This window comes from Halomonas urumqiensis (assembly GCF_003028575.1).
Taxonomy (GTDB): Bacteria; Pseudomonadota; Gammaproteobacteria; order Pseudomonadales; family Halomonadaceae; genus Halomonas; species Halomonas urumqiensis.
Map to the genome: position 1 here is coordinate 130,199 of NZ_PYUD01000007.1, position 22,188 is coordinate 152,386.

Genomic DNA, 22,188 nt, shown 5'->3' on the forward strand with positions numbered 1-22,188 from the left:
GCCATGACACGGCCGACAGACTCAAGCGTAACCGTCGCCTTCCCTGACGGTGTCAACGCTGAACAAGGGGTGCCTTCCCGGGCACCGACTGACACGCCAAAAAACACTCATTCTGCAGATTCTTTCTGCAAACACTGTCTGCATCGCCCGTCGATCCAGGCCCTCGATCTACACACTCAACAACAGGAATTCACGCTCCCAGGAGCTGATCACCCGCTTGAAATTCTCGTTCTCGACACGCTTCACGGCCACGAAACCAGTGACGAACTTGCTGCCCATGTAGCGCGTCAGTTCATCGCAATGCTCCATGCGCTCCAGCGCCATTTCCAGGGTAAAGGGCAGGCGCAGGTTGCGCCGTTCGAAGGCCCGCCCCTGCACAGGCGCCGAGGGATTGACCTTCTGCACCATCCCCAGGTATCCGCACAGAAGGCTCGCGGCGATGGCCAGGTAGGCATTGGCATCGGCACCCGGCAAACGATTCTCGACACGCCGGTTCTGCGGATTGGAGTCGGGCACGCGCAGCCCACAGGTGCGGTTCTCCTCGCCCCATTCGACGTTGACCGGTGCCGAGGTATCGGGCAAAAAGCGCCGGAAGGAGTTGACGTTAGGGGCCATCAGCGGCAGCGATTCGGGAATAAATTTCTGCAACCCGCCGATGTGGTGCAGAAACAGCTGGCTCATGGTGCCATCGTCGTTGGAGAAGATGCTCTTGCCGGTACGCGCGTCGAGAACGCTCTGATGGATATGCATGGCGCTACCCGGCTCGTTGGTCACCGGTTTGGCCATGAAGGTGGCGGCCACGTCATGCTTGAGTGCCGCCTCGCGCATGGTGCGCTTGAACAGGAACACCTGGTCGGCCAGCATCAGCGGGTCGCCGTGACGGAAATTGATCTCCATCTGCGCGGTGCCTTCCTCGTGGATCAGGGTGTCGATATCCAGCCCCTGGGCCTCGCACCAGTCGTACATATCCTCGAACAGCGGGTCGAATTCGTTGGCGGCGTCGATGGAGAACGACTGGCGGCCGGTCTCCTGGCGCCCGCTGCGGCCGATCGGTGGCTGCAGCGGCAGGTCCGGATCTTCACAGCGCTTGGTCAGGTAGAACTCCATCTCGGGCGCCACCACTGGCTTCCAGCCTTTCTCGGCATACAGCGCCAGCACCTTCTTGAGCTGGTTGCGCGCCGAGAGCTCGATGGGGTTGCCCATCTTGTCAAAGCAGTCGTGGATCACCTGAGCGGTGGGCTCCAGTGCCCAGGGCACCGGGTAGGCGGCGGTCGCGTCGGGCTTGCAGACCATGTCGATGTCGGCCGGGTCGAGCAGCGAATAGTAGATGTCATCCTCGACGTAATCGCCGGTCACCGATTGCAGCAGCACGCTTTCCGGAAGTCGCATGCCTTTCTCGGCAACGAACTTCGACACGGGCGTGATCTTGCCTCGGGCAATGCCGGTGATGTCGGAGACCAGACACTCCACCTCGGTGATGCGTCGCTCCTTCAACCAGCTTTCCAGGTCTTTCATGGGAACCTCATCTGTTGCCCGACGACGGGCGGATACGTGCCGTCCGATCGCTCAGAGGCGATCGCGCAGCTTGTAGAAGGTCGTGGCCAGCACCAGCAACGGCGTGCGCAACCGATCGCCTCCCGGAAAACGCCGATGCGGCATGGCGGAAAACACATCGAAACGCCGCTGCTGGCCGGTGATGGACTCGGCAATCAAACGACCGGCAAGCCCCGCCATTGCCATGCCATGGCCCGAATAACCTTGCGCGTAATAGAGAGTGTGGCCCACTCGGCCGAAATCCGGTGCGCGGTTGAAGGTGATGGCGACTTCGCCCCCCCAACGGTAGTCGATGGGCACGCCGCGCAGTACCGGAAACAGGCTGGCGATCTTGGCATCCATGCGTGATTGCAGTCCGCGTGGTTCGCGGCCGTTGTAGCTGACCTCGCCGCCGTAGATCAGCCGCCGGTCGGCGCTCAGCCGATAATAGTCGAGCACGAAGTTGGCGTCCGACAGCGCATCGTTCTTCGGCAACACCTGGGCGGCCTGTTCAGCGGTGAGTGGTGCGGTGGCGATGATGTAGTTGGCGGCGCGCATCACCCGCCCGCCGAGTTCCGGCACCAGTCCGCTCTGGAAGGCATTGGTCCCCATCACCACGAAGTCGGCGGTGACTCGGCCGTGGGGGGTGACGACCACATTAGGCGCGCCGCGGCGGATCTCGATGGCCGGGCTACCCTCGTGGATCACCACCCCGGCATCGCTTGCGGCACGCGCCAGGCCAAGGGTGTAGTTGAGCGGGTGCAGGTGTCCGCCTTCGCTCTCGTAAAGGGCGCCGGGATAGGCGTCGGTTGCCACGTGTTCACGCAGCGCATCGCCTTCGAGCCAGCTCAGCGCCGGGTAGTCATAGTCACGCGCCATGCGCTCACGAAAGGCCTTCAGTTCGCGCACATGGCGTGGCTTCACGGCAGCATGCAGATAGCCCCAGGAGAGATCGCAGGGAATGGCATGGCGCTCGACTCGCTCGGCGGTGAGGCGCACGGCTTCACGGCTCATTTCCCAGATATCCCGTGCCGAACCACGCCCAAGGGCCTGCTCAACCGTGGCAATATCGGTGCCCAGCCCCGGCAATATCTGCCCGCCACTGCGGCCGGAGGCGCCATGGCCAATCTCGCTGGCTTCCAGCAGCACTACCGAGAAACCCTGCTCGGCAAGATGCAGCGCCGCCGAGCAACCGGTGACCCCGCCGCCGATCACGCACACGTCGGCGCGCCGTTCACCGGAGAGCGGCACGCACGCAGGCGGCTCGACCGCGAGGGTGTCGCGGTAAAGGGATGCGGGGCGCTGATCGAGGTGATTCATGGGAAGGGCCTGTACATTCATGCGCATTGCGCTCTTTGTTATTCAGTGGGGCTTGTCACTTGATACTGGCTTCAGTTTGACACCATGGCGCCTTGATGTGTCAAGTATTCAATAACAATGATTACGGAAATACCACCCCAATGACACATTGGCATTACCGCCCAGAAGCTGAACAGCACGAGGATTCGATGACGTAAATCCAAGAGCATCATGCGTGTGGATGGCTCACGCAAGACAACGCCGTTCTGGCTGTATTGCCGGAACGGCGTCAAGTAATCACGATCAAACAATCAACGGGATCAGCCACCCCAGTGTCAGCTGCACACTGGGCAGGCGGGGTCGCGCGGCACGCGGAAATGCCGCCACTGCCCACTCAGGCCATCGAAGGTCGAAAGCCCCTGGTGCACGATGCCGGCACCACTGATCAGCTTGATCGCCTCCAGTGCCTGGAAGCTGCCTATCAGGCCGACCAACGGCGCCACCACACCGCTCTCGGCGCATGAGAGGGATTCGTCGCCACTGTCGTCCGGCGGATAGAGGCAGGCGTAGCAGGGACAGCCAGGGTCGCGCGGGTCGAACACCGCAAGCTGACCGGAGAAACGGATCGCTGCGCCGGATACCAGCGGCACGCCGGCACGCCGACACGCCGCGTTGATGGCATAGCGACTGGAGAATCGATCAGTGCAGTCGAGCACCACATCGGCGTCTCTCGCCCAGCGCTCGAGGGCCGCACCGGACAGAAACGTGGTAACCGCTTCGATGTCACAGCGCGGATTGAGCGCCAATGCCGCCTCCCGCGCCGACTGCGCCTTATTGCGCCCAAGGTCGGCCTGGCCATGAGCGATCTGGCGCTGAAGGTTCGAGAGATCAACCTCGTCGGCATCGGCAAGCGTCAGCCGCCCCACCCCCGCCGCCGCCAGATACAGGGCCACCGGCGAGCCCAGGCCGCCAGCGCCGATCACCAGCGCGTGTCCGCCAAGCAACCGTTCCTGCCCTTCGATATCAATCGCCTCCAGCATGATCTGGCGGCTGTAGCGCAGCAGGTCATCATCCTTCATGGGCGGACATCCGAGGCATCACTTGTCATCGAATTCCTCGACATCGGGGACATACAGCGAGAACTCCTCCTTGACCTCTTCCATCACCACGTAGCTCTTCGACTCCTTGACCCCGGGCAACGTCAGCACCACATCACCCAGCAGCTGACGATACGCGGACATTTCGGGAATCCGGCACTTGAGGATGTAGTCGAACTGCCCCGAGACCAGGTGGCACTCCTGAATCTGCGGCAGCTTGGCCACCGCACGCCGAAATTCGTCGAACACCGCCGGCGATTGGGTTTCAAGGCTGATCTCGACGAACACCAGCAGGTTGGCCTTGAGCGCCCGAGGATCGAGCACCGCCTTGTAGCCGCGAATGATACCCGCTCGTTCCAGGCGCTTGACGCGTTCAAGGCAAGGGGTAGTGGACAACCCCACTTCCGCGGCCAGGTCCACGTAGGAGATCCGTGCATTGTCCTGCAGGCAGCGCAGGATCTTGAGGTCGATGCGGTCGAGAGTGCGGGTTTTTGATTTCATTGTTTGTGAGATTGTCAGTGAGCATCTGAAGTGGCAGAGGTGCCGCGACAGGGATATCGTCTAAAAACACCACATCAAAGCGCCTGCGATGGTACTGAATCCCGAATCTGGAGCGGCGAGCGGTAATTCTTGCTGTGTATCCAGCGTGTTCAAGTTGTCACCAGATTTACCACAGCCCGCCCGAGGACTTCCAGTGCCGCACGCGCCGATGCGCTACATTCCCTATCCCTATCCCTATCCCTATCCCTATCCCTATCCCTATCCCGCCTCATTCCCTGGGCCTGCCTCACCCTGCGATGCGGCCCACGCTGACCCGCTCATGGCCGCCCAGGTCGGTGATGCTGGAAATCTCGCCAAATCCCGCGCGATGCAATGCCTCGCGTACCGCCGCCGCCTGCTGGTAGCCATGCTCCAGCAGCAACCAGCCACCGGCTGCCAGGTGGCCGCGCGACTCGCTCACAAGGTGGCAAAGGTCGGCCAGCCCCTCATCGGCGGCCACCAGCGCACTGCGTGGCTCGAAGCGCACGTCACCCATCGTCAGGTGAGGGTCGTGTTCGGCGATATAGGGCGGGTTGGAGACAATCATCTGGAAGCGCTCGCCGGCCAGCGCCGCAAACCAGTCACTTTCGTGGAAGGCCACGTTGGTGATCGCCAGCCGCTCGGCATTGCGCTGCGCCAGCGCCACCGCGGCGGGTGCCCGGTCGACCCCGACGACCCCCCAGCCCGGCCGTTCGCTGGCAAAGGCCAGCGCGATGGCGCCACTGCCGGTACCGAGGTCCAGCAGGCGGCCATGTGGCTGAGCCGCACGCTCGATCGCCGCCGCGACCAGAGTTTCAGTATCGGGACGCGGGATCAGAGTACTGGCATCGGTGGCAAGCCCGAGCCCCCAGAACTCGCGTTCGCCAGTCAGATACGCCACCGGCTGGCCTGACGCCCGTGCAGCCACCAGCGCCTCGAATCTGGCGCGTTGAAACGGCTCGGCAAGCCGATCACCCCAGGTGTAGAGCCAGGTGCGGTCCACCTCCATCACATGACACATCAGCACCTCGGCATCGAGCCGGGCACTCGGCGAGCCAGCGTCCTGCAGGCGCGACGCGGCGCGGCTCACCAGGACATCTAGACGCATCACGCCTCCTGCTGCAGGGCGGAGAGCTGCTCGGCCTGGTACTCGTGAATCAGCGGTTCGATCACATCGTCGAGCTGCTCACCGCTGACCACCTCGGTCAACTTGTAGAGGGTGAGATTGATGCGGTGGTCGGTGACGCGCCCCTGGGGAAAATTGTACGTGCGAATGCGCTCGCTGCGATCCCCGGAGCCCACCAGGCTCTTGCGCGTGTCGGCCTGTGCCTGTCGCTGCCCTTCCACGGCACTCTGCTTGAGCCGCGCGGCCAGCAGCGACATCGCCTTGGCGCGGTTCTTGTGCTGGCTACGCTCCTCCTGGCACTCGACCACTACCCCACTCGGCAGGTGAGTGATGCGGATCGCCGAATCGGTGGTATTGACGTGCTGGCCACCCGCACCGCTGGAGCGAAAGGTGTCGACCCGCAGGTCGTTGGGGTTGATATCGACGTCACCCACCGCGTCGGCTTCCGGCATCACCGCCACGGTACAGGCCGAGGTGTGGATACGTCCCTGGGATTCGGTGGCGGGCACTCGCTGCACCCGGTGGGCACCGGACTCGAACTTCAGCCGGGCATAGACACCATCACCCTTGACCCGCGAAATGATCTCCTTGTAGCCGCCCTGCTCGCCATGGCTGGCACTGACCACCTCGACCCGCCAGCCGTGCTTCTCGGCATAGCGCGAATACATGCGGAACAGGTCACCGGCGAACAGCGCCGCCTCGTCGCCACCCGTGCCGGCACGCACCTCGAGGAACACGCTACGCCGATCATCGGGATCCTTGGGCACCAGCAATTGCTTGAGCCGAACCTCCATGGACTCGAGCCGCTCACCACCATCGGCCACCTCGAGCTCGGCCAGTTCACGCATCTCGGCATCGCTGTCGGAGGTCAATTGCTCGGCAGATGCGATCTCGGCCTCGATGTCGCGAAATTCCCGCCAGGCCGCAACGAGTGGCTCGAGCTCTGAGTATTCTCGCGAATAATCGCGAAAGCGGGCCTGGTCGCCAATCACATCGGGTTCGGCCAGCAGGGCCGAGAGTTCCTCGAAGCGCTCAACGAAGGTATCCAGGCGCTGTCGCAGCGAAGCTTTCATGGGTCGGTCCTGTTCATGGTTCGAGCTTATCGGGTCTTGTCGGTAGGGGCATCGAGCAGCACCGAAGCCGCGGCCTCGAGAATGTCGTGACGCTCGGCGGACGCCGCATCACGCAACGCCACAGTGGGGCGATGCAACAAGCGATTGGTGAGTTGATGCGCCAGCCGGCGAATCACTTCTTCAGGGTCCTCGCCACGCGCCAGGCGCTCGAGTGCCTGCTGTTCAGACTGCGCACGAAGTTCCTCGGCGCCAGCCCGGTAATCGCGAATCAACTCGCCGCCACCGCGAATACGCCGGTCATGCAACCAGGCACCAACACCGTGCTCGATCAATGATTCGGCCTGGTCGGCGGCGACCTGGCGGTGGCGGCGGTTCTCCTCGATGACCTCCTGCAAGTCATCGACGGTATACAGGAAGATATCGGAAAGCTGGCCTACCTCGGGCTCGATATCGCGCGGCACGGCGATATCGACCATGAAGATCGGACGATGACGACGCTTCTTCAGTGCCCGCTCCACCATGCCCTTGCCGAGGATCGGCAAGGGGGCGGCGGTCGAGGAAATCACGATATCGGCATCGACCAGCGCGTCAGGAATCTCATCCAGGGTCACCGCACGCCCGGCTAGCGGGCCCGCCAGGATCTCGGCACGTTCGCGCGTGCGGTTGGCCACCGTCAACTGGCGCACACCGGCTTCATGAAGGTGGCGAGCCACCAGTTCGATGGTCTCGCCGGCACCGATCAACAGCGCCTTGGCGCGGCCGAAGTCATCGAAGATTCGGCTGGCAAGACTGACCGCCGCGTAGGCCACCGACACCGGATTACGGCCGATGCCGGTTTCGGTGCGCACCTGCTTGGCGACCGCAAAAGTATGCTGGAACAGGCACTCCAGTTCACGCCCCAACCCCTTGGCGCGACGGCTGGCCTGGTAGGCCTCCTTGAGCTGACCGAGGATCTGCGGCTCGCCAAGCACCATGGAGTCGAGCCCCACGGCCACTCTCATCAGGTGCCGTGCGGCATCGTTTTCCAGATAATGGTAGGCACAGTGCGAAAGATCCTCGACCGCCAGGCCATGAAAGCGCCCGAGCCAGTCGAGTATCTCGTACTCGCCCTGCGACTCGGTGACGCAGTAGAGCTCGGTGCGGTTGCAGGTCGACAACAGCGCCGCCTCCTTGACGGCGGGCAGCGCACGCAGCTCGACCAGTGCGGCGTCAAGCTGGGTCGGGGTGAAAGCCACCTGCTCGCGCACCTCCACGGTCGCGGTGCGATGATTGATTCCAAGGGCAAGCAGCGTCATGCGTTGGGCGTCTTCGCTAGTGGTATCCGGCAAAGGTGGCGTTATCTGATCAAGGTGAAAGATTCTATCACAGCCAACATGCGGTAGGCGTCATTGGCTGGTCCTTTGCCCACGACCATCCAGCCGTTATGCTGACAGCTTGGCATCCAGAACGAGACGCTCATGTCCTTCGGACTCGCACCACCCAGGCGCTTCCCCCTGATGACGAAGGCCCTTGCCCGCCTTGCGCCGTTGGCCATGATGAGCCTGGTCGCCGGCTGTCAGGCCCTGCCTTCCGGCAATGCCGAGTTCGCCACCGAGCGCGACCCCATGGAAGGCGCCCCTCCCATCGAGCGCGGCCTGGACGCCGAAGGGCTCGCTGGACTGCTGACCGCCGAGCTTGCGGGGCAGCGAGGAGACTACCAACGAGCCACACTTGGCTACCTGGAGGTTGCCGAACGCTATCGCTCATCCGCGCTGACCGAACGTGCCGCCCTGGCGGCAAGCTTCGGCAATGACCAGGAACTGCTGACCCGGGCAGCGGGACAATGGCAAGACCTCGAACCCGATTCAGAAGCGCCAGCCCGGCTGCTGGCAGGGCTTGCCATGCAGCGTGGCGACTGGCCAGAGGCGCTGTCCCAGCGGCTTGCGTTGATCGCGCGGGGTGGCGACAGCGACCTTGCCGCCTTCGCCGAGGCGGCGCTTGCCGACAACGCCGAACCCGAACCACTGCTGGCACTGCTCTACCCACACCTCGAGCGCACCCCGCCTGACGCACGACGGCACGACGCGGAACTGGCCACGGCGTTGCTCGAAGTGGCCGCCGGCAACACCCTGGCCGCCCAGCGCCGACTCGACCAGCTTGGGCGTCGCGCTCCCGAGCTGCCGGCGTTGTGGCTGACCCGCACCCGCCTGGCCCAGGAACGCGGTGATCACGTCGCGGCTCGCGATGCGGCCCGCCGTGGTCTTGAGGTATCGCCCGAGGATGCCCGTTTCATCCTGCTATTGGCGCAGTCCGAACTGCGTCTGGGCAATCCGACCGCCGCCGAGCGCCAGACCGACGCGCTGCTCGACGAACATACCGGCAACAATGAGCTGCGCCTGGCACTTGCACAGCTGTACCTCGAGGAGGGCCACCCCGAACCCGCCCGGCGCCTGCTGCTGCCGCTGATCGATGATCCGGATGCCCCGCCCAGGGTATACCTTCTACTGGGCGATACGGCTCGGGCCGAGGGTGAGGTGGACAACGCCCTCCTTTATTACCGCCAGGTGGCGGCCGGGGATCAGTTTCTCGCGGCCCGAGTGCGCGCCGCCGGCATGCTGGTCGACAACGACCGGCTGACCGATGCGCGGACCTTCCTGCGCATCGAGCGCCTGCGCCACGACGATTACTTCACCGATTTGCTCACCCTCGAGATCGAGCTGCTCGACCAGCAAGGCGAATCGGCCAGTGCAAGCGAGCTGCTCGCGCGGGAACTCGACCGCACGCCCAACGATGAGCAGCTACTTTACCTGCGCGCCATGCGCGCTTATGGCGAGGGCGACATCGAGGCCATGGAACGCGATCTCGGCCGGATCATCGAGCGCAATCCCGACAATGCCATGGCGCTCAATGCACTGGGCTATACCCTGGTCGATCTGGGGCTGGAGGAGCGCTATGACGAGGCCCGTGACATGATCGAGCGCGCCCAGCAGCTTGACCCGGACAACCCGGCGATTCTCGACAGTCTCGGCTGGGTGTATTACCGCCAGGGCGACCCCGAACAGGCTCTGCAGTGGCTCGAGCGTGCCTACGACACCCTCCCCGACCAGGAGATCGCCGCGCACCTGGCTGAGGTGCTGTGGGTCCTCGAGCGCCGGGATGAGGCACGCGACGTGGTGCGTCTGGCCATCGAACGCCATGACGAACACCCGGTGATCGACGCCCTGCTCGAACGGATTCCCCAGCTCGCACCCTGAACGGGGAAGGCCGCTCACGACTCAAGACCCACGACTCACTATTCACCTGCGACCACGAGACCTTCCATGACCACCACGACCGCCGCCAGGGCCACCAGCATTCCCCCCGCCGCACTACCGCGTGGCGCCAAGTTCGCCTTACTGCTGATGATCGTCCTGATGGCCGGTTGCGCGGGTCGCGCACCGGCGCCCGAGGGAGAACGCGCCGCCGGCCAGTGGGACGACCAGATGACACGCCTGGAAGCCCTCGACACCTGGATGCTGGCCGGCAAGGCCGGGCTGCGCACGCCTGAAGATTCGACCAGTGCCAATCTCGACTGGAGCCAGCACCCTCATTACTATCGCCTGTTGATCAGTGGTCCTTTTGGCAGCGGTCGCAGCACCCTCGAGGGACGCGAAGGGCGTTTTTCGCTGACCACCTCCGAGGGCCGCTTCGAAGCGGAGACACCCGAAGCGCTGATGCAAGAGCAGCTAGGCTGGTCGCTTCCGGTCAGCTCGCTTGCCGACTGGGTTCGTGGCCTGCCGGGCGAGCATGGCGACCACACACTCGAGGAGGACGAACTTGGGTTTCCGCAACGCCTGGAACAGGATGGCTGGGAAATCGACTACCGCGACTGGACCCAGGCCGAGGGGCTGTGGCTGCCACGCCGAATGGTCATGAACTATGACGACGTGCGCGTGACGCTGGTGATCACTCAGTGGCAACCCAGCGTCGATGAAGATGCCTGACGGATTGTCGCTACCGGCACCGGCCAAGCTCAACCGCTTGCTGCTGATCACCGGGCAGCGCGCGGACGGCTACCACGAGCTTCAGACACTGTTCCAGTTCCTCGACCATGGCGACACCCTGCGACTGTGCCCGCGCGATGATGGCCTGGTACGGCTCGACTCGTCGCTGCCAGGTATTGCCCACGACGACAACCTGATCATCAAGGCCGCACGGCTGCTCCAGGCCGACACCGGCAGCTCGCTGGGCGCCGACATCCACCTGGAAAAGCGCCTGCCGATGGGTGGCGGCCTTGGCGGCGGCAGTAGTGATGCCGCCACCGCGCTGCTGGGGCTCGATCACCTCTGGTCCCTGAACCTGCCGCTGGCGCGGCTGGCGGCACTTGGCCTCACGCTCGGCGCCGATGTACCGGTATTCGTTCACGGCCATGCCGCCTGGGCCGAAGGCATCGGTGAACGACTTACCCCGGTGGCGCTGGACACGCCCTGGTTCGTGGTCGTGCATCCCGGCGTCGAGGTTGCCACGCCTGCCGTGTTCAAAGCGCCGCAATTGACACGCGACACCCCCCCCATTACCATGGCGCGCGCACTGCAGGGGGGAGCGTCCAGCTGGCGCAACGACTGCGAAACAACGGTCAGGTTGCTCTATCCGGTCGTCGCAGACGTGATTGACTGGCTGTCCAGGCGAGCGCCGACACTGCTTACCGGTACAGGGGCCTGTGTGTTTGCCAGGCTCGACTGCGAAGAGCAGGCCGATGCGCTGCTGGAGGCACTTGCCTCCGAGGCTCCCGAGCACTGGCAGGCCTTCAAGGCCCAAGGTCGCAACCGCTCTCCTCTTCATGTCGTGCTGGAACGAGCCGAGCGGCGTCGCTGATCCACCCCAGCGCCACATTCTCGATGCCGACCCGACGATATGACCAACCAGATTCCCAACACTGCATAGGTGGCTGCGCGTGTCAAAATTGATGGTTTTCGCCGGGAATGCCAATCCCGAACTCGCCCGCAAGATTGCCGAGAGTCTTGATACTCGCCAGGGCAATGCCACTGTCGGCCAGTTCAGCGACGGCGAGATTGCGGTCGAGATCAACGAGAACGTGCGCGGCAAGGATGTGTTCATCCTGCAGTCCACCTGTGCACCGACCAACGACAACCTGATGGAGCTGATCCTGATGGTGGACGCCCTGCGTCGGGCCTCCGCCACTCGGATCACCGCCGTGGTCCCGTACTTTGGCTACGCCCGGCAGGATCGCCGGGTGCGCTCGGCACGCGTGCCGATCTCGGCCAAGATCGTCGCTGACATGATGGTCAAGGCCGGGGTCGACCGCGTGATGACCATGGATCTGCACGCCGACCAGATCCAGGGCTTCTTCGACGTGCCGGTCGACAACGTCTACGGCTCGCCGATTCTGCTCGACGACATCGAACGCCAGAACTACGAAAACCTGGTGGTGGTATCGCCAGACGTTGGCGGCGTGGTGCGCGCCCGCGCCATCGCCAAGCAGCTCAACGCCGACCTTGCCATCATCGACAAGCGCCGCCCCTCGGCCAACCAGGCCCAGGTGATGCACATCATCGGCGAAATCGAGGGTCGCAACTGCGTGGTGGTCGACGACATGATCGACACCGCCGGCACCCTGTGCAAGGCCGGCGAAGCCCTCAAGGATCATGGCGCCAACCGCGTGGTGGCCTACGCCACCCACCCGATCCTGTCCGGTCCCGCGGTCGACAACATTGCGGGCTCGGTGCTCGACGAAGTCGTGGTCACCGACACCATTCCGCTGTCCGATGCCGCGCGCCGCAGTGGCCGCATCCGCCAGTTGAGCGTGGCAGGCCTGATCGCCGAAGCGATACGCCGCGTCAGCAACGAAGAATCCGTCAGCGCCATGTTCCACTGACCGCGCAAGCGGTCGGCAACAGGCGCCGGAAAAGCGCCCTACGGGGCACCCGGAAACATCATGGTCAGGTCGCGGGCCACGGTGCTTTCCTTACATACTGCAAGAGGCAACATCATGTCCGATTTCACCCTTAAAGCCAGCGTTCGCAACGACCTGGGGAAAGGTGCGAGCCGCCGCCTGCGTCGTGAGAACCTCCAGGTCCCGGCTATCGTCTACGGTGGCGAGAACACCCCGCAGCCGGTATCCGTCGAGAAGTCCGCCTTCTACAAGGCCATCGAGGACGAGTCCTTCTTCTCCTCGGTGATCAACCTGGTCGTCGACGGCAAGAGCGAGCAGGTCGTGGTTCGCGACCTGCAGCGTCACCCCTACAAGCCGCTGGTGACCCACGCCGACTTCCTGCGCGTAGATGCCACTCACGAAATCACCATGAACGTGCCACTGCACGTGCTGGGTGAAGATGCGTGCAAGGCCATCAAGGACGAGGACGGTGAGCTGCACGTGCTGGCCAACGAGATCCAGATCAGCTGCCTACCGAAGGACCTGCCCGACTTCCTGGAAGTCGACATCTCCGAGACCGAGCTGGGCACCACCCTGCACCTCTCCGACCTCAAGGTGCCGGCCGGCGTGACCATCGTCGCGCTGACCCACGGCGAAGACTATGACCAGGCGGTGCTGAGCATCACCAAGGCCAAGGTCCGCCAGGAAGAAGAGGACGAAGAGGAAGCCGACAGCGGCAAGGAAGAAAGTGGCAAGGAAGAGAGTGGCAAGGAAGAGGGCGGCGAAGAGTAATATCTTCCCCCCGGGGCCATGCCTGCATGGCCCCTCCCCTTTCCTTCCCGATCAAGCGCCCCGGCGCTTGATTTTTTTTGGAGGCAGCGATGATGGGCCAAGTCAAAGCGATCATCGGGCTGGGCAACCCCGGCGCCGACTACGAGGCCACCCGGCATAATGCGGGCGCCTGGTTGGTAGAGGCGGTGGCTCGCCAGGCCGGTGGTGAGCTCCGCACGGACAGGAAATTTCTCGGCCTGCATGCCCGCGTACAGTACGCGGGACATGATCTTCACCTGCTCAACCCCACCACCTTCATGAACCGCAGCGGGGGAGCCGTGGCCGCCCTGTGCCAGTTCTACAAGATCGCCCCGGATGAGCTGCTGGTTGCCCATGATGAGCTCGATATCGCCCCGGGCACTGCTCGCTACAAGACCGGTGGTGGCCACGGAGGTCACAATGGCCTGCGCGACATCATCAGTGCACTCGGCAACGAACGTGGCTTTCACCGCCTGCGCATGGGTATCGGCCACCCCGGTGACTCCCGCCAGGTCACCCATTACGTACTGGGGCGGCCCGGCAAGGCCGAGCATGCCGCCATCGAAGCCGCCATCGACGAATGCCTGGCCACCCTGCCCGATGCCATCGGCGGTGAATGGGCACGCGCCATGAATCGGCTGCACAGCTTTTCCGCCTGAGGCGGAAAAGTCAGCTGGAAGCTGGAAATCAGCATCGTTCTTTTCCTGGGTCAAGCGTTTCTCTTCCAGCTTCCAGGAGCGAAGCGACGCTCTTCCAGCTTATGGCTCGACCATGCCCCTTCCCGTACAATGGCGCCAACTTTTCTCGCCCCTCGGCACAGAATCATCAGGAACAGACTATGGGTTTCAACTGCGGTATCGTCGGCCTGCCCAACGTAGGCAAGTCGACCCTCTTCAATGCGCTGACCAAGTCCGGCATCGATGCCGAGAACTTTCCGTTCTGTACCATCGAACCCAATGTCGGCATCGTGCCGATGCCCGACCCGCGTCTCGACAAGCTGTCGGCGATCGTGCGGCCGCAGAAAGTGATCCCCACCACCATGGAGTTCGTCGATATCGCGGGGCTCGTGGCGGGTGCCTCGAAGGGCGAAGGGCTTGGCAACAAGTTCCTGGCCAACATCCGGGAGACCCAGGCGATCGCCCATGTGGTGCGCTGCTTCGACAACGACAACGTGATCCATGTGGCCAACCAGGTCGATCCGCGCGCCGACATCGAAATCATCAACATGGAACTGGCGCTTGCCGACCTCGACACTGTCGAGCGAGCGATCCAGCGCCTGGTGCGGGTCGCCAAGGGCGGCGACAAGGAAGCCATTGCCACCAAGGCGATCCTCGAGCGTATCCAGCCACACCTGGCGGAAGGCCTGCCGCTCAGAAGCTTCGGCCTCGACGCGGATGACGCCCACGCCCTCAAGGGCTTTGGCTTCCTGACCTTGAAACCCACCATGTACATCGCCAACGTCAACGAGGACGGCTTCGAGTCGAACCCCTATCTCGACGTGGTCAACGAGATCGCCGCCGAGGAAGGCGCCGTGGTGGTGCCGGTGTGCAACCAGCTGGAGGCCGAGATCGCCGAGCTGGATGACGAGGAGCGCGCCATGTTCCTCGACGAGATGGGCATGCAGGAACCCGGCCTCGACAGGGTGATCCGTGCGGGATATGCCTTGCTCGGGCTGCAGACCTACTTCACCGCCGGCGTCAAGGAGGTCCGTGCCTGGACCGTCAAGGTTGGCGCCACCGCGCCGGAGGCGGCGGGCGTGATTCATACCGACTTCCAGAAGGGCTTCATCCGCGCCGAAGTCGTCGGCTATGAGGACTTCGTCTCGCTTGACGGCGAACAGGGCGCCAAGGACGCCGGCAAGTGGCGCCTCGAGGGCAAGGAGTACATCGTCAAGGACGGTGACGTGATCCACTTCCGCTTCAATGTCTGAGGAGCTTGACATCGCAAGGGTCGATGCGTAGACTTCGGCTCCGTTGAAAGGCTACGTAGCTCAGCTGGTTAGAGCACATCACTCATAATGATGGGGTCCCCTGTTCAAATCAGGGCGTAGCCACCAGACACGAAAAAACCCGGCTCTCGCGAGCCGGGTTTTTTTTCATGGTCACATGCCGCCCTTCACGCCGCGGCCCTTCACACCAGCTGCTGGCGATTGAAGAATGCCGTCAGCACGCGAGTCAGGTAATCGACATCGCGGGCACCCGCCGTCTCGCGGATCGAGTGCATGGCCCACTGCGGGGCACCCACATCCAGGGTCGGCACGCCGAGCTCGGTGGCGGTAATCGGCCCAATGGTGCTGCCACAGCCCATGTCGGCGCGGGTCACGAAAGTCTGCACCGGCACTTCCGCTTCCCGGCACAGGTCGCGAAACATCGCCGCGGTGGCGCTGTTGGTGGCGTAGCGCTGGTTGGCGTTGACCTTGATCACCGGGCCACCGTTCAACGCCGGCCCATGGGCCGCATCATGCTTGTCGGTGAAGTTGGGGTGCAGCGCGTGGGCGTTATCGCAGGAGATCATGCGCGAGGACTGAATCAGGCGAATGAAGCCTTCATCGCCGGCCTCGCCGAGTTGCGCATTGAGGCGCCGCAGCACGTCGCCGAGAAATGGCCCCTGGGCGCCACAGGCACTCGCGCTGCCGACTTCCTCGTGGTCGTTGGCCACCAGCAGCGCGCCTTGCTGGCCATCGCTTGCCAGCAGCGCCTCGAGCCCCATGAAGCACGACAGCAGATTGTCGAGCCGGGCACTGGCCACCAGCTCGCCCTCCACCCCCACGCGGGCTGGCGGTTGCGTGTCATGCAGCCCGAGCTCGAAGTCGAGAATCTCGATATCGGAGAGGCCATGCTGTTCGCTGAGCCAGCGCTTCAGCAGGCGCTCGAGGTCCGCCCCTTCACCGCCCTGCAGCAATACCGGCGCCATCTGGGTCTGAGCGTTGATGGCACGCCCCTGGTTGACCTCGCGATCGAGGTGAATGGCCAGGCTCGGCACGATCGCTACCGCCTGATCGACATTCAGCAGAACCCCTTCCAGGCGCCCATCAGCATGTCGGACGTGGACCCGCCCGGCCAGCCCCAGGTCGCGATCAAACCACGGGGAAAGCAGCACCCCCCCGTAGGTCTCGACGCCAAGCTGCAGCCAGCCGGCGCTTGTCTGGGGGGCATTGGGCTTGAGGCGCAGCCCGGGGCTGTCGGTATGGGCACCGATCATGCGCAAGGCCGACAATGGCCCAGTGGGTAGCTGCACGGCAATGATGGAAGAGTCGTTGCGGGTGACGAACACCCGTTCACCGTGGGACAGTTGCCAGGCCTCTCGCTCATCGAGGCGCCGAAAGCCTGCCGCCTCCAGTCTTGCGGCCATGTTGGCCGTGGCGTGCCAGGGAGTTGGGGAGTCGCGCAGGAAGTCGAGCAACCGTTCGAGCAGGGCGTCCTGAGACATGGCGTCCTCTGATTGATGTCATGGGATGGCGTTCGAAGCTGCTACAATGCCCCGTCGGTCCTTGCAACTCATGGGCCAAATCGGGGTCAAGGGATCTAGAGTGTACATCAAACCGGGAGTGCTTCATTGATGAGCCTGCTTGCCAACCTGGGGCGTTCGGCCACGCTGATGGTCGTTCTGCTGCTGCTCGCCACAACGGCGCAGGCGCAGTCGCCCACCGATGCCCAACGCCAGGCAGCCATGGAAGTTGCCGAATCGCTGCGCTACGGCCACTACGACGATGTCAGCCTGGACGACACCTGGTCGCGCCGGGCCTTCGAACGCTACCTGGACGTGCTCGATGGTCAGCGTGCCTTCCTGTTGGCGAGAGATGTCGATGAGTTCCGTCACCTCGAGAACACCTTCGATGATGCGCTCCTCGACGGCGAACTCGAGGGCATGTTCGACCTGTATCAGCGCTACCATGAACGCGCCGAGGCCAGGTTCGACTGGTTACTGGCCCGGCTCGACGAGGGACTCGATTTCGGTTTCGACACCGACATGCGCCTGGAGCTCGACCGCGAGGATGCCGAGTGGCCCGAGCGGCACGCCGAACTCGACGAGTTGTGGACCAAGCGCCTGAAGAACGCCGCCCTGACACTGGCCATCAGCGGCCAGGACGATGAGCAGGTCGAGGACAACCTTCGCCAGCGCTACGAAGGGCAACTGTCGCGACTCGAACAGACCAACGATGACGATATCTTCGGGCTGTTCATGGCCGCGGTAACCGGCAGCATCGACCCCCACAGCGAGTACCTGTCGCCCCGCCAGGGCGAATCCTTCGACATCCAGATGCGCCTGTCGCTCGAGGGCATCGGTGCCCTGCTGCAAGCCGACGGCGAGTACGTCAAGGTGGCAAGCCTGGTACCCGGCGGCCCGGCCGAGCGCGCCGGCGCCTTGCAGCCCGCCGATCGCATCATCGCCGTGGGCCAGGAAGATGGCGAAATGGTCAACGTGGTGGGCATGCGCCTGGACAACGTGGTCGACCTGATTCGGGGCCCGAAGGGTTCGGTGGTGCGTCTTGACGTGGTGCCGGCCCAGGCCGTCGACATGACCCGCTCCCGGGTCATCGAGATCACCCGTGACACCGTCAATCTCGAGGATCAAGCGGCCAGCGGCGAGGTCATCGATATCGAACGCGATGACGGCACACACCGTATCGGCGTGATCAAGATTCCGACCTTCTATGTGGACTTCGACGCCTGGCAGGCCGGCGAGGAGGATTTTCGCAGCACGACCCGCGACGTCGCGCGCGAGATCGAGCGTCTCCAGCAGGAAGACATCGAAGGTATCGTGCTCGACCTTCGCAACAATGGCGGTGGCGCCCTGCAGGAGGCCAACTCACTGATCGGCCTGTTCATCGACCGCGGCCCCACCGTGCAAGTACGTGATGCACGCGGCCGTATCAGCCTGTATGGCGACACAGAGGCAGGCACCGTCTACGATGGACCGCTTGGCGTGCTGGTCAACCGGTTGTCCGCCTCCGCATCGGAAATACTGGCCGGCGCCATCCAGGACTACGGCCGCGGCCTGGTGCTCGGCACCCCGACCTTCGGCAAGGGCACGGTACAGACCCTCAACGACCTGAGTCATGGCCAGATCAAACTGACACGTGCCAAGTTCTATCGTATTTCCGGTGACAGCACCCAGCACCGCGGCGTCGAGCCCGACATCATCTTCCCGAGCCTGATCGACCCTGACCTGATCGGCGAGAGCAGCCTCGACAATGCCCTGGACTGGGACACCGTACGTTCGGTGCAGTATCGCAACTACGGCGAACCATGGCGTCACCTGGAATCCCTGAAGGACAGTCACAGCAAGCGTGCCGAGACACTGCCAAACTTTCGCTACCTGGAGCAACAGGCCGAGCTGTCACGCCGTATGCGTGAACAGAACACCAGCGTCAGCCTCAACCGCGAGCAGCGCAAGCGTGAAGTCGAGTCCCAGGAGGCGGAGCAACTTGCCCTTGAGAACGAACGCCGCCGAGCGCTCGGCCTCGATACCCTGGATGAATGGGTTGACGCCCGCGACGAGACGGATGAGGACCAGGCGACAAGCGAGGATCAAGCCGAGGATGAGCCGGTGGAACGCGTACAGGTGGTCGAGGCCGCCCACATCCTGCTCGACTACTCGCAACTGAATGGCAACTATCGTCTGGCCAGGCGCGACTGATCCCAGGGGGAACTGACCCAGGCAGAACGTTTCAGGCAAGAATGCGCGCGCAGGGCAAGCCCCCGGCGCGCTCATTCCACCCCATGCACCATGATCCGGTTGCGCCCAGCCCCCTTTGCCGCATAGAGCGCCTGGTCGGCCCACCCCAGGGCGAGCGCCTGCTGTTCGCCGCTATCGCCGGCCTCTACGGGCAGCTCCGCCACCCCGATGCTCACCGACAGCTCGATGCAAAGCTCGACGCCGGTATCGTGCAAGGCAATCTGGAAGGCTGACCCGGACACCCTCATGCGCACCCGGTCCGCCAGTTCCACTGCCTGCCTGTCAGTCATCGGCCCCACCAGGATCGCGAACTCTTCACCACCCAGGCGCACCAGGCCATCATCGGGACGCAGCTCGTGGCGAATACGCCGGGTCAGCAACTGCAACAGGACATCCCCCACGGGATGACCGTGCTGGTCGTTGATCTGCTTGAAGTGGTCGATATCGAGCAACAGCAGATAGTGGTTGCACCCGATCGGCACCCCACCGCGAGCATGTTGTTCGCGGAGGTAACGCGCCATACCACGTCGGTTGAGCGTGCCGGTCAAGGCATCGAGCTCCGACGCCGCCAGCGCATGCTGCTCATTCTGCTTGCGCTGACTGATATCAATGACAAGTCCCGCAATGCCCTGGGGCTCGCCGCGGTCGTCATGGGTGACCTCGGCGACGATCTCATGCCATTGCGGATGGCTCGAGCCGACGATGTCCAAGCGCACATCGAGCCGACACTGGCGTCGCCCAGTGGCCAGGCATTCACGCAACAGCGCCCACAGCAGCCGTCGGTCTTCGACATGGATTCGGGTCAGCATGCGCCTCAGGGGCACTCGCGGATAGGTCGCCGGATACCCCAGCGCCACCTTCAGCGCCCGCGAGCACCATACCCGCCCGTTTCGCAGCGTGACTTCCCAAACGCCACAATCGGCGACCTTGTGGAATAGTTCGATCTGCCGCGAGCGGCTGGTCAAATGGTGGCGATAGATCGCTGCCGCAATCAGCTCACTGGAGGCTCGCAGCAGATCGAGCCCTGGCCCCTGCCACGAGATGTCACGCTCACAATCATCGATACCCAGGGTGCCCCACCAGCGACCTTCCACGCTGATAGGCACAGTCGCCATCGACAGGATGCCCTGGCTTTCCAGGTGCTTGCGCAGCGGACCGGGGGACATCGCGGGTACCTGGATATCGTGGCACATACCGGCACGCCGCTGTTCCACCAGCTGGCGATATTCCGGGTCATCGAGCGAGGAGGCAAAGAAGCGGAAACGACGCTGGGTCAATTGCCGGTAGGCGGGCGACGAGGCCCATTCGAAGACATAGTCCTGAACCACCGCATCGGGCTGCATGTCCAGCAGTTGAAAGATCCACACACGGCTGGCACCGGTGGCACGCCCCACCTCGGCGAGCAACTGGTCGACGCCATCGGCCCAGTGCTCGGTGCTCATCACTGCTTGCCCCCCTCTTGCCAGAGCAGCCAAGCAGGAAGATGCGCAGAGCGAAGTCGAAGATCCCATGCCGTCTCGTCCCGAAACCACAAGCCCCCAAAGACACCAGGCGACCAGCCTGACCGCAGGAGCATTTCATTGGAGCATAACGGATCGATGCGCGATTAGCACGGCGACCAGACAGCACTAGCAAACAGCACTCACTTGGGAGAAGTACCGTCAACCGAGCAATGTCGAGAGGTATCTGGGAGAGTTGCGATAATACGAATACCGACAGCAGTTCCGTCAGATATTCGGAAGGATGGCTCCCCGAGCAGGACTCGAACCTGCGACCCAATGATTAACAGTCATTTGCTCTACCAACTGAGCTATCGGGGAATGGCCGGATGCAGCAGATGCACACTAGACATGGAGGGGCGGCGGCTGGCTCCTCGAGCAGGACTCGAACCTGCGACCCAGTGATTAACAGTCACTTGCTCTACCAACTGAGCTATCGAGGATCGACCGACTTGCCGCTTGATGTCACGCTGTACTCGCACTGCCAGAGCGACGATGGCTCCTCGAGCAGGACTCGAACCTGCGACCCAGTGATTAACAGTCACTTGCTCTACCAACTGAGCTATCGAGGATCGGCGTCGAGTACGGGGCGTAGTATACGGATCAGGCTTGCAAGGTCAAGGATCGATTGGCGATTCACGCCTCTCGCAGCGCCTCTACCCAGCCGGTGGCGCCGCTACAAAAAAACGCCCAACCGGGTAAGACCGGATGGGCGATTTCCGCATGTCTGGTGGCTACGCCCTGATTTGAACAGGGGACCCCATCATTATGAGTGATGTGCTCTAACCAGCTGAGCTACGTAGCCATTTCGATGATGCTCTGGTGAGCGTGAGCCGATTCGCTTCCCAAACGAGGCTGGATTATGCACATGGGGCACGAACTTGGCAAGGCCAGCAAGACCCGACGCCTTTGTTAATTGAACGTTCAATAAAAAAATGCCATACTACTCGACATTGATTCATTGAGCTTGATTCAAGCCAGTTGGCTAAGGGTCGGTGGGATCAAGGTTGGCTTGATGCGCTGGCTTGCTACGTCCGAAACGTTTCTGGTGTACGTCACACAGGAGTCTGCAAGGTGCCCAAGATTGGAATGGAGCCAATACGCCGGCAGCAGTTGATCACGGCTACCATGGCCGCCATCGATGAGCTCGGCCTGGCCGATGCCACCGTGATGCGCATCGCGCGCCACGCTGGCGTCTCCGCCGGCATCATCAGCCACTATTTCGGCGGCAAGGATGGGCTGATGGAGGCCACCATGCGCCAGATTCTCAGCGACCTCGGCAAGGCGGTGAATGCCCGTCGCCAGGCCCTGGCGGACACCTCCCCCGAGGCCCACATCGGCGCCATCATCGACGGTAACTTCGACCCTAGCCAGGTCTCCGGGCCCGTGGCCAAGACCTGGCTGGCGTTCTGGGCCAGCAGCATGCACAAGCCCACTCTGGCGCGCTTGCAGCAGGTCAACGATCGCCGCCTTTACTCGAACCTGTGCGCTCAATTCCGTCGCCGAATGCCCAAGGAGCAGGCACGCGACGCCGCAGGCACCCTGGCGGCAATGATCGATGGCCTGTGGCTACGCGGCGCCCTGACACCCGAGGGCCTGGATGCCGAGCGCGCCCGTCGGCTGGCCCACGCCACGCTGCACCGGCTGCTCGAGGCTAGCCCCGAGACACCCGCTACCCACCACACTCAATTCGCATGACTTT

At 63.4% G+C, this 22,188-nt stretch carries 18 protein-coding genes and 5 tRNA genes; 10 read left to right on the forward strand and 13 right to left on the reverse strand.

Annotation, left to right across the window (positions count from 1 at the left end; genetic code table 11):
- Positions 1–168: 168 nt before the first annotated feature.
- From C6V82_RS15530 to hemA, 7 genes are all read right to left on the reverse strand, one after another.
- Positions 169–1,515 (reverse strand): glutamine synthetase family protein, encoded by a 1,347-nt coding sequence (locus C6V82_RS15530; protein WP_102588518.1) that lies wholly within the window; start codon positions 1,513–1,515, stop codon positions 169–171.
- Positions 1,516–1,566: 51 nt separating this feature from the next.
- Positions 1,567–2,874, reverse strand: a complete 1,308-nt coding sequence (locus C6V82_RS15535) for an NAD(P)/FAD-dependent oxidoreductase (protein ID WP_229843223.1) — start codon at positions 2,872–2,874, stop codon at positions 1,567–1,569.
- 293 nt (positions 2,875–3,167) lie between these two features.
- Complete coding sequence (locus C6V82_RS15540) at positions 3,168–3,911, reverse strand: HesA/MoeB/ThiF family protein (RefSeq protein WP_102588517.1); 744 nt, start codon at positions 3,909–3,911, stop codon at positions 3,168–3,170.
- An 18-nt stretch (positions 3,912–3,929) separates the two neighbouring features.
- Positions 3,930–4,430: an Lrp/AsnC ligand binding domain-containing protein gene (locus C6V82_RS15545; protein WP_102588516.1), complete on the reverse strand. Its 501-nt coding sequence runs from the start codon at positions 4,428–4,430 to the stop codon at positions 3,930–3,932.
- A 286-nt stretch (positions 4,431–4,716) separates the two neighbouring features.
- Positions 4,717–5,556: a peptide chain release factor N(5)-glutamine methyltransferase gene (gene prmC, locus C6V82_RS15550; protein ID WP_102588515.1), complete on the reverse strand. Its 840-nt coding sequence runs from the start codon at positions 5,554–5,556 to the stop codon at positions 4,717–4,719.
- Positions 5,556–6,647: a peptide chain release factor 1 gene (gene prfA / locus C6V82_RS15555; RefSeq protein WP_102588514.1), complete on the reverse strand. Its 1,092-nt coding sequence runs from the start codon at positions 6,645–6,647 to the stop codon at positions 5,556–5,558. Before prfA ends, prmC begins: the two co-directional genes overlap by 1 nt.
- Positions 6,648–6,673: 26 nt before the next feature.
- Positions 6,674–7,942, reverse strand: a complete 1,269-nt coding sequence (gene hemA, locus C6V82_RS15560) for a glutamyl-tRNA reductase (protein WP_102588513.1) — start codon at positions 7,940–7,942, stop codon at positions 6,674–6,676.
- A gap of 162 nt (positions 7,943–8,104) precedes the next feature.
- Between hemA and C6V82_RS15565 the strand changes: the two genes are divergently transcribed.
- The 8 genes from C6V82_RS15565 (at position 8,105) to C6V82_RS15600 (ending at position 15,364) form a co-directional block, all read left to right on the forward strand.
- The gene (locus C6V82_RS15565; protein WP_229843222.1) at positions 8,105–9,880 is read left to right on the forward strand and encodes a tetratricopeptide repeat protein; all 1,776 of its coding nucleotides are present in this window, start codon (positions 8,105–8,107) and stop codon (positions 9,878–9,880) included.
- Between the two features lie 66 nt (positions 9,881–9,946).
- On the forward strand, positions 9,947–10,609 hold the full coding sequence (gene lolB / locus C6V82_RS15570; RefSeq protein ID WP_102588512.1) for a lipoprotein insertase outer membrane protein LolB: 663 nt from the start codon (positions 9,947–9,949) through the stop codon (positions 10,607–10,609).
- Complete coding sequence (gene ispE, locus C6V82_RS15575; RefSeq protein WP_102588628.1) at positions 10,602–11,480, forward strand: 4-(cytidine 5'-diphospho)-2-C-methyl-D-erythritol kinase; 879 nt, start codon at positions 10,602–10,604, stop codon at positions 11,478–11,480. Before lolB ends, ispE begins: the two co-directional genes overlap by 8 nt.
- A 79-nt stretch (positions 11,481–11,559) precedes the next feature.
- Positions 11,560–12,501 carry a ribose-phosphate pyrophosphokinase gene (locus C6V82_RS15580; RefSeq protein ID WP_180978297.1) on the forward strand — a complete coding sequence of 314 codons (942 nt, stop codon included), beginning with the start codon at positions 11,560–11,562 and terminating at the stop codon, positions 12,499–12,501.
- Positions 12,502–12,615: 114 nt separating this feature from the next.
- Entirely contained in the window at positions 12,616–13,290 is a 675-nt protein-coding gene (locus C6V82_RS15585; protein WP_102588510.1) for a 50S ribosomal protein L25/general stress protein Ctc, read from the forward strand.
- 92 nt (positions 13,291–13,382) lie between these two features.
- On the forward strand, positions 13,383–13,967 hold the full coding sequence (gene pth / locus C6V82_RS15590) for an aminoacyl-tRNA hydrolase (RefSeq protein ID WP_102588627.1): 585 nt from the start codon (positions 13,383–13,385) through the stop codon (positions 13,965–13,967).
- Between the two features lie 179 nt (positions 13,968–14,146).
- Entirely contained in the window at positions 14,147–15,238 is a 1,092-nt protein-coding gene (gene ychF / locus C6V82_RS15595) for a redox-regulated ATPase YchF (protein WP_102588509.1), read from the forward strand.
- Positions 15,239–15,287: 49 nt separating this feature from the next.
- Positions 15,288–15,364: transfer RNA gene (locus C6V82_RS15600), tRNA-Met, on the forward strand.
- A gap of 74 nt (positions 15,365–15,438) precedes the next feature.
- Here C6V82_RS15600 and C6V82_RS15605 read toward each other — a convergent pair.
- On the reverse strand, positions 15,439–16,737 hold the full coding sequence (locus C6V82_RS15605) for a M18 family aminopeptidase (RefSeq protein ID WP_102588508.1): 1,299 nt from the start codon (positions 16,735–16,737) through the stop codon (positions 15,439–15,441).
- A gap of 129 nt (positions 16,738–16,866) precedes the next feature.
- On the opposite strand from C6V82_RS15605, the gene C6V82_RS15610 reads away from it, so the two are divergent.
- Positions 16,867–18,948, forward strand: a complete 2,082-nt coding sequence (locus C6V82_RS15610) for a carboxy terminal-processing peptidase (RefSeq protein WP_102588507.1) — start codon at positions 16,867–16,869, stop codon at positions 18,946–18,948.
- Positions 18,949–19,019: 71 nt separating this feature from the next.
- Here C6V82_RS15610 and C6V82_RS15615 read toward each other — a convergent pair whose 3' ends face one another.
- The 5 genes from C6V82_RS15615 to C6V82_RS15635 all read right to left on the reverse strand — a co-directional run bounded on the left by C6V82_RS15615 (position 19,020) and on the right by C6V82_RS15635 (position 21,291).
- Positions 19,020–20,429 carry a sensor domain-containing diguanylate cyclase gene (locus tag C6V82_RS15615; RefSeq protein ID WP_180978296.1) on the reverse strand — a complete coding sequence of 470 codons (1,410 nt, stop codon included), beginning with the start codon at positions 20,427–20,429 and terminating at the stop codon, positions 19,020–19,022.
- 302 nt (positions 20,430–20,731) lie between these two features.
- A tRNA-Asn gene (locus C6V82_RS15620) sits at positions 20,732–20,807 on the reverse strand.
- Between the two features lie 46 nt (positions 20,808–20,853).
- A tRNA-Asn gene (locus C6V82_RS15625) sits at positions 20,854–20,929 on the reverse strand.
- Positions 20,930–20,982: 53 nt separating this feature from the next.
- Positions 20,983–21,058: transfer RNA gene (locus tag C6V82_RS15630), tRNA-Asn, on the reverse strand.
- Positions 21,059–21,214: 156 nt separating this feature from the next.
- Positions 21,215–21,291 (reverse strand) — tRNA-Met (locus tag C6V82_RS15635).
- 269 nt (positions 21,292–21,560) lie between these two features.
- Between C6V82_RS15635 and betI the strand changes: the two genes are divergently transcribed.
- The gene (betI, locus tag C6V82_RS15640) at positions 21,561–22,184 is read left to right on the forward strand and encodes a transcriptional regulator BetI (RefSeq protein ID WP_180978295.1); all 624 of its coding nucleotides are present in this window, start codon (positions 21,561–21,563) and stop codon (positions 22,182–22,184) included.
- The last annotated feature ends 4 nt before the right edge of the window (positions 22,185–22,188 follow it).

Excerpts from the sequence above, each read along its gene's own strand:
- C6V82_RS15545 (WP_102588516.1), bottom strand. The coding sequence starts at position 4,430 with ATGAAATCAAAAACCCGCACTCTCGACCGCATCGACCTCAAGATCCTG.
- prfA (WP_102588514.1), bottom strand. The coding sequence starts at position 6,647 with ATGAAAGCTTCGCTGCGACAGCGCCTGGATACCTTCGTTGAGCGCTTC.
- C6V82_RS15565 (WP_229843222.1), top strand. The coding sequence starts at position 8,105 with ATGTCCTTCGGACTCGCACCACCCAGGCGCTTCCCCCTGATGACGAAG.
- ispE (WP_102588628.1), top strand. The coding sequence starts at position 10,602 with ATGCCTGACGGATTGTCGCTACCGGCACCGGCCAAGCTCAACCGCTTG.
- C6V82_RS15540 (WP_102588517.1), bottom strand. The coding sequence starts at position 3,911 with ATGAAGGATGATGACCTGCTGCGCTACAGCCGCCAGATCATGCTGGAG.
- C6V82_RS15615 (WP_180978296.1), bottom strand. The coding sequence starts at position 20,429 with ATGAGCACCGAGCACTGGGCCGATGGCGTCGACCAGTTGCTCGCCGAG.
- C6V82_RS15530 (WP_102588518.1), bottom strand. The coding sequence starts at position 1,515 with ATGAAAGACCTGGAAAGCTGGTTGAAGGAGCGACGCATCACCGAGGTG.
- C6V82_RS15605 (WP_102588508.1), bottom strand. The coding sequence starts at position 16,737 with ATGTCTCAGGACGCCCTGCTCGAACGGTTGCTCGACTTCCTGCGCGAC.
- prmC (WP_102588515.1), bottom strand. The coding sequence starts at position 5,556 with ATGCGTCTAGATGTCCTGGTGAGCCGCGCCGCGTCGCGCCTGCAGGAC.
- ychF (WP_102588509.1), top strand. The coding sequence starts at position 14,147 with ATGGGTTTCAACTGCGGTATCGTCGGCCTGCCCAACGTAGGCAAGTCG.
- hemA (WP_102588513.1), bottom strand. The coding sequence starts at position 7,942 with ATGACGCTGCTTGCCCTTGGAATCAATCATCGCACCGCGACCGTGGAG.
- C6V82_RS15535 (WP_229843223.1), bottom strand. The coding sequence starts at position 2,874 with ATGAATGTACAGGCCCTTCCCATGAATCACCTCGATCAGCGCCCCGCA.
- lolB (WP_102588512.1), top strand. The coding sequence starts at position 9,947 with ATGACCACCACGACCGCCGCCAGGGCCACCAGCATTCCCCCCGCCGCA.
- pth (WP_102588627.1), top strand. The coding sequence starts at position 13,383 with ATGGGCCAAGTCAAAGCGATCATCGGGCTGGGCAACCCCGGCGCCGAC.
- C6V82_RS15585 (WP_102588510.1), top strand. The coding sequence starts at position 12,616 with ATGTCCGATTTCACCCTTAAAGCCAGCGTTCGCAACGACCTGGGGAAA.
- C6V82_RS15610 (WP_102588507.1), top strand. The coding sequence starts at position 16,867 with ATGAGCCTGCTTGCCAACCTGGGGCGTTCGGCCACGCTGATGGTCGTT.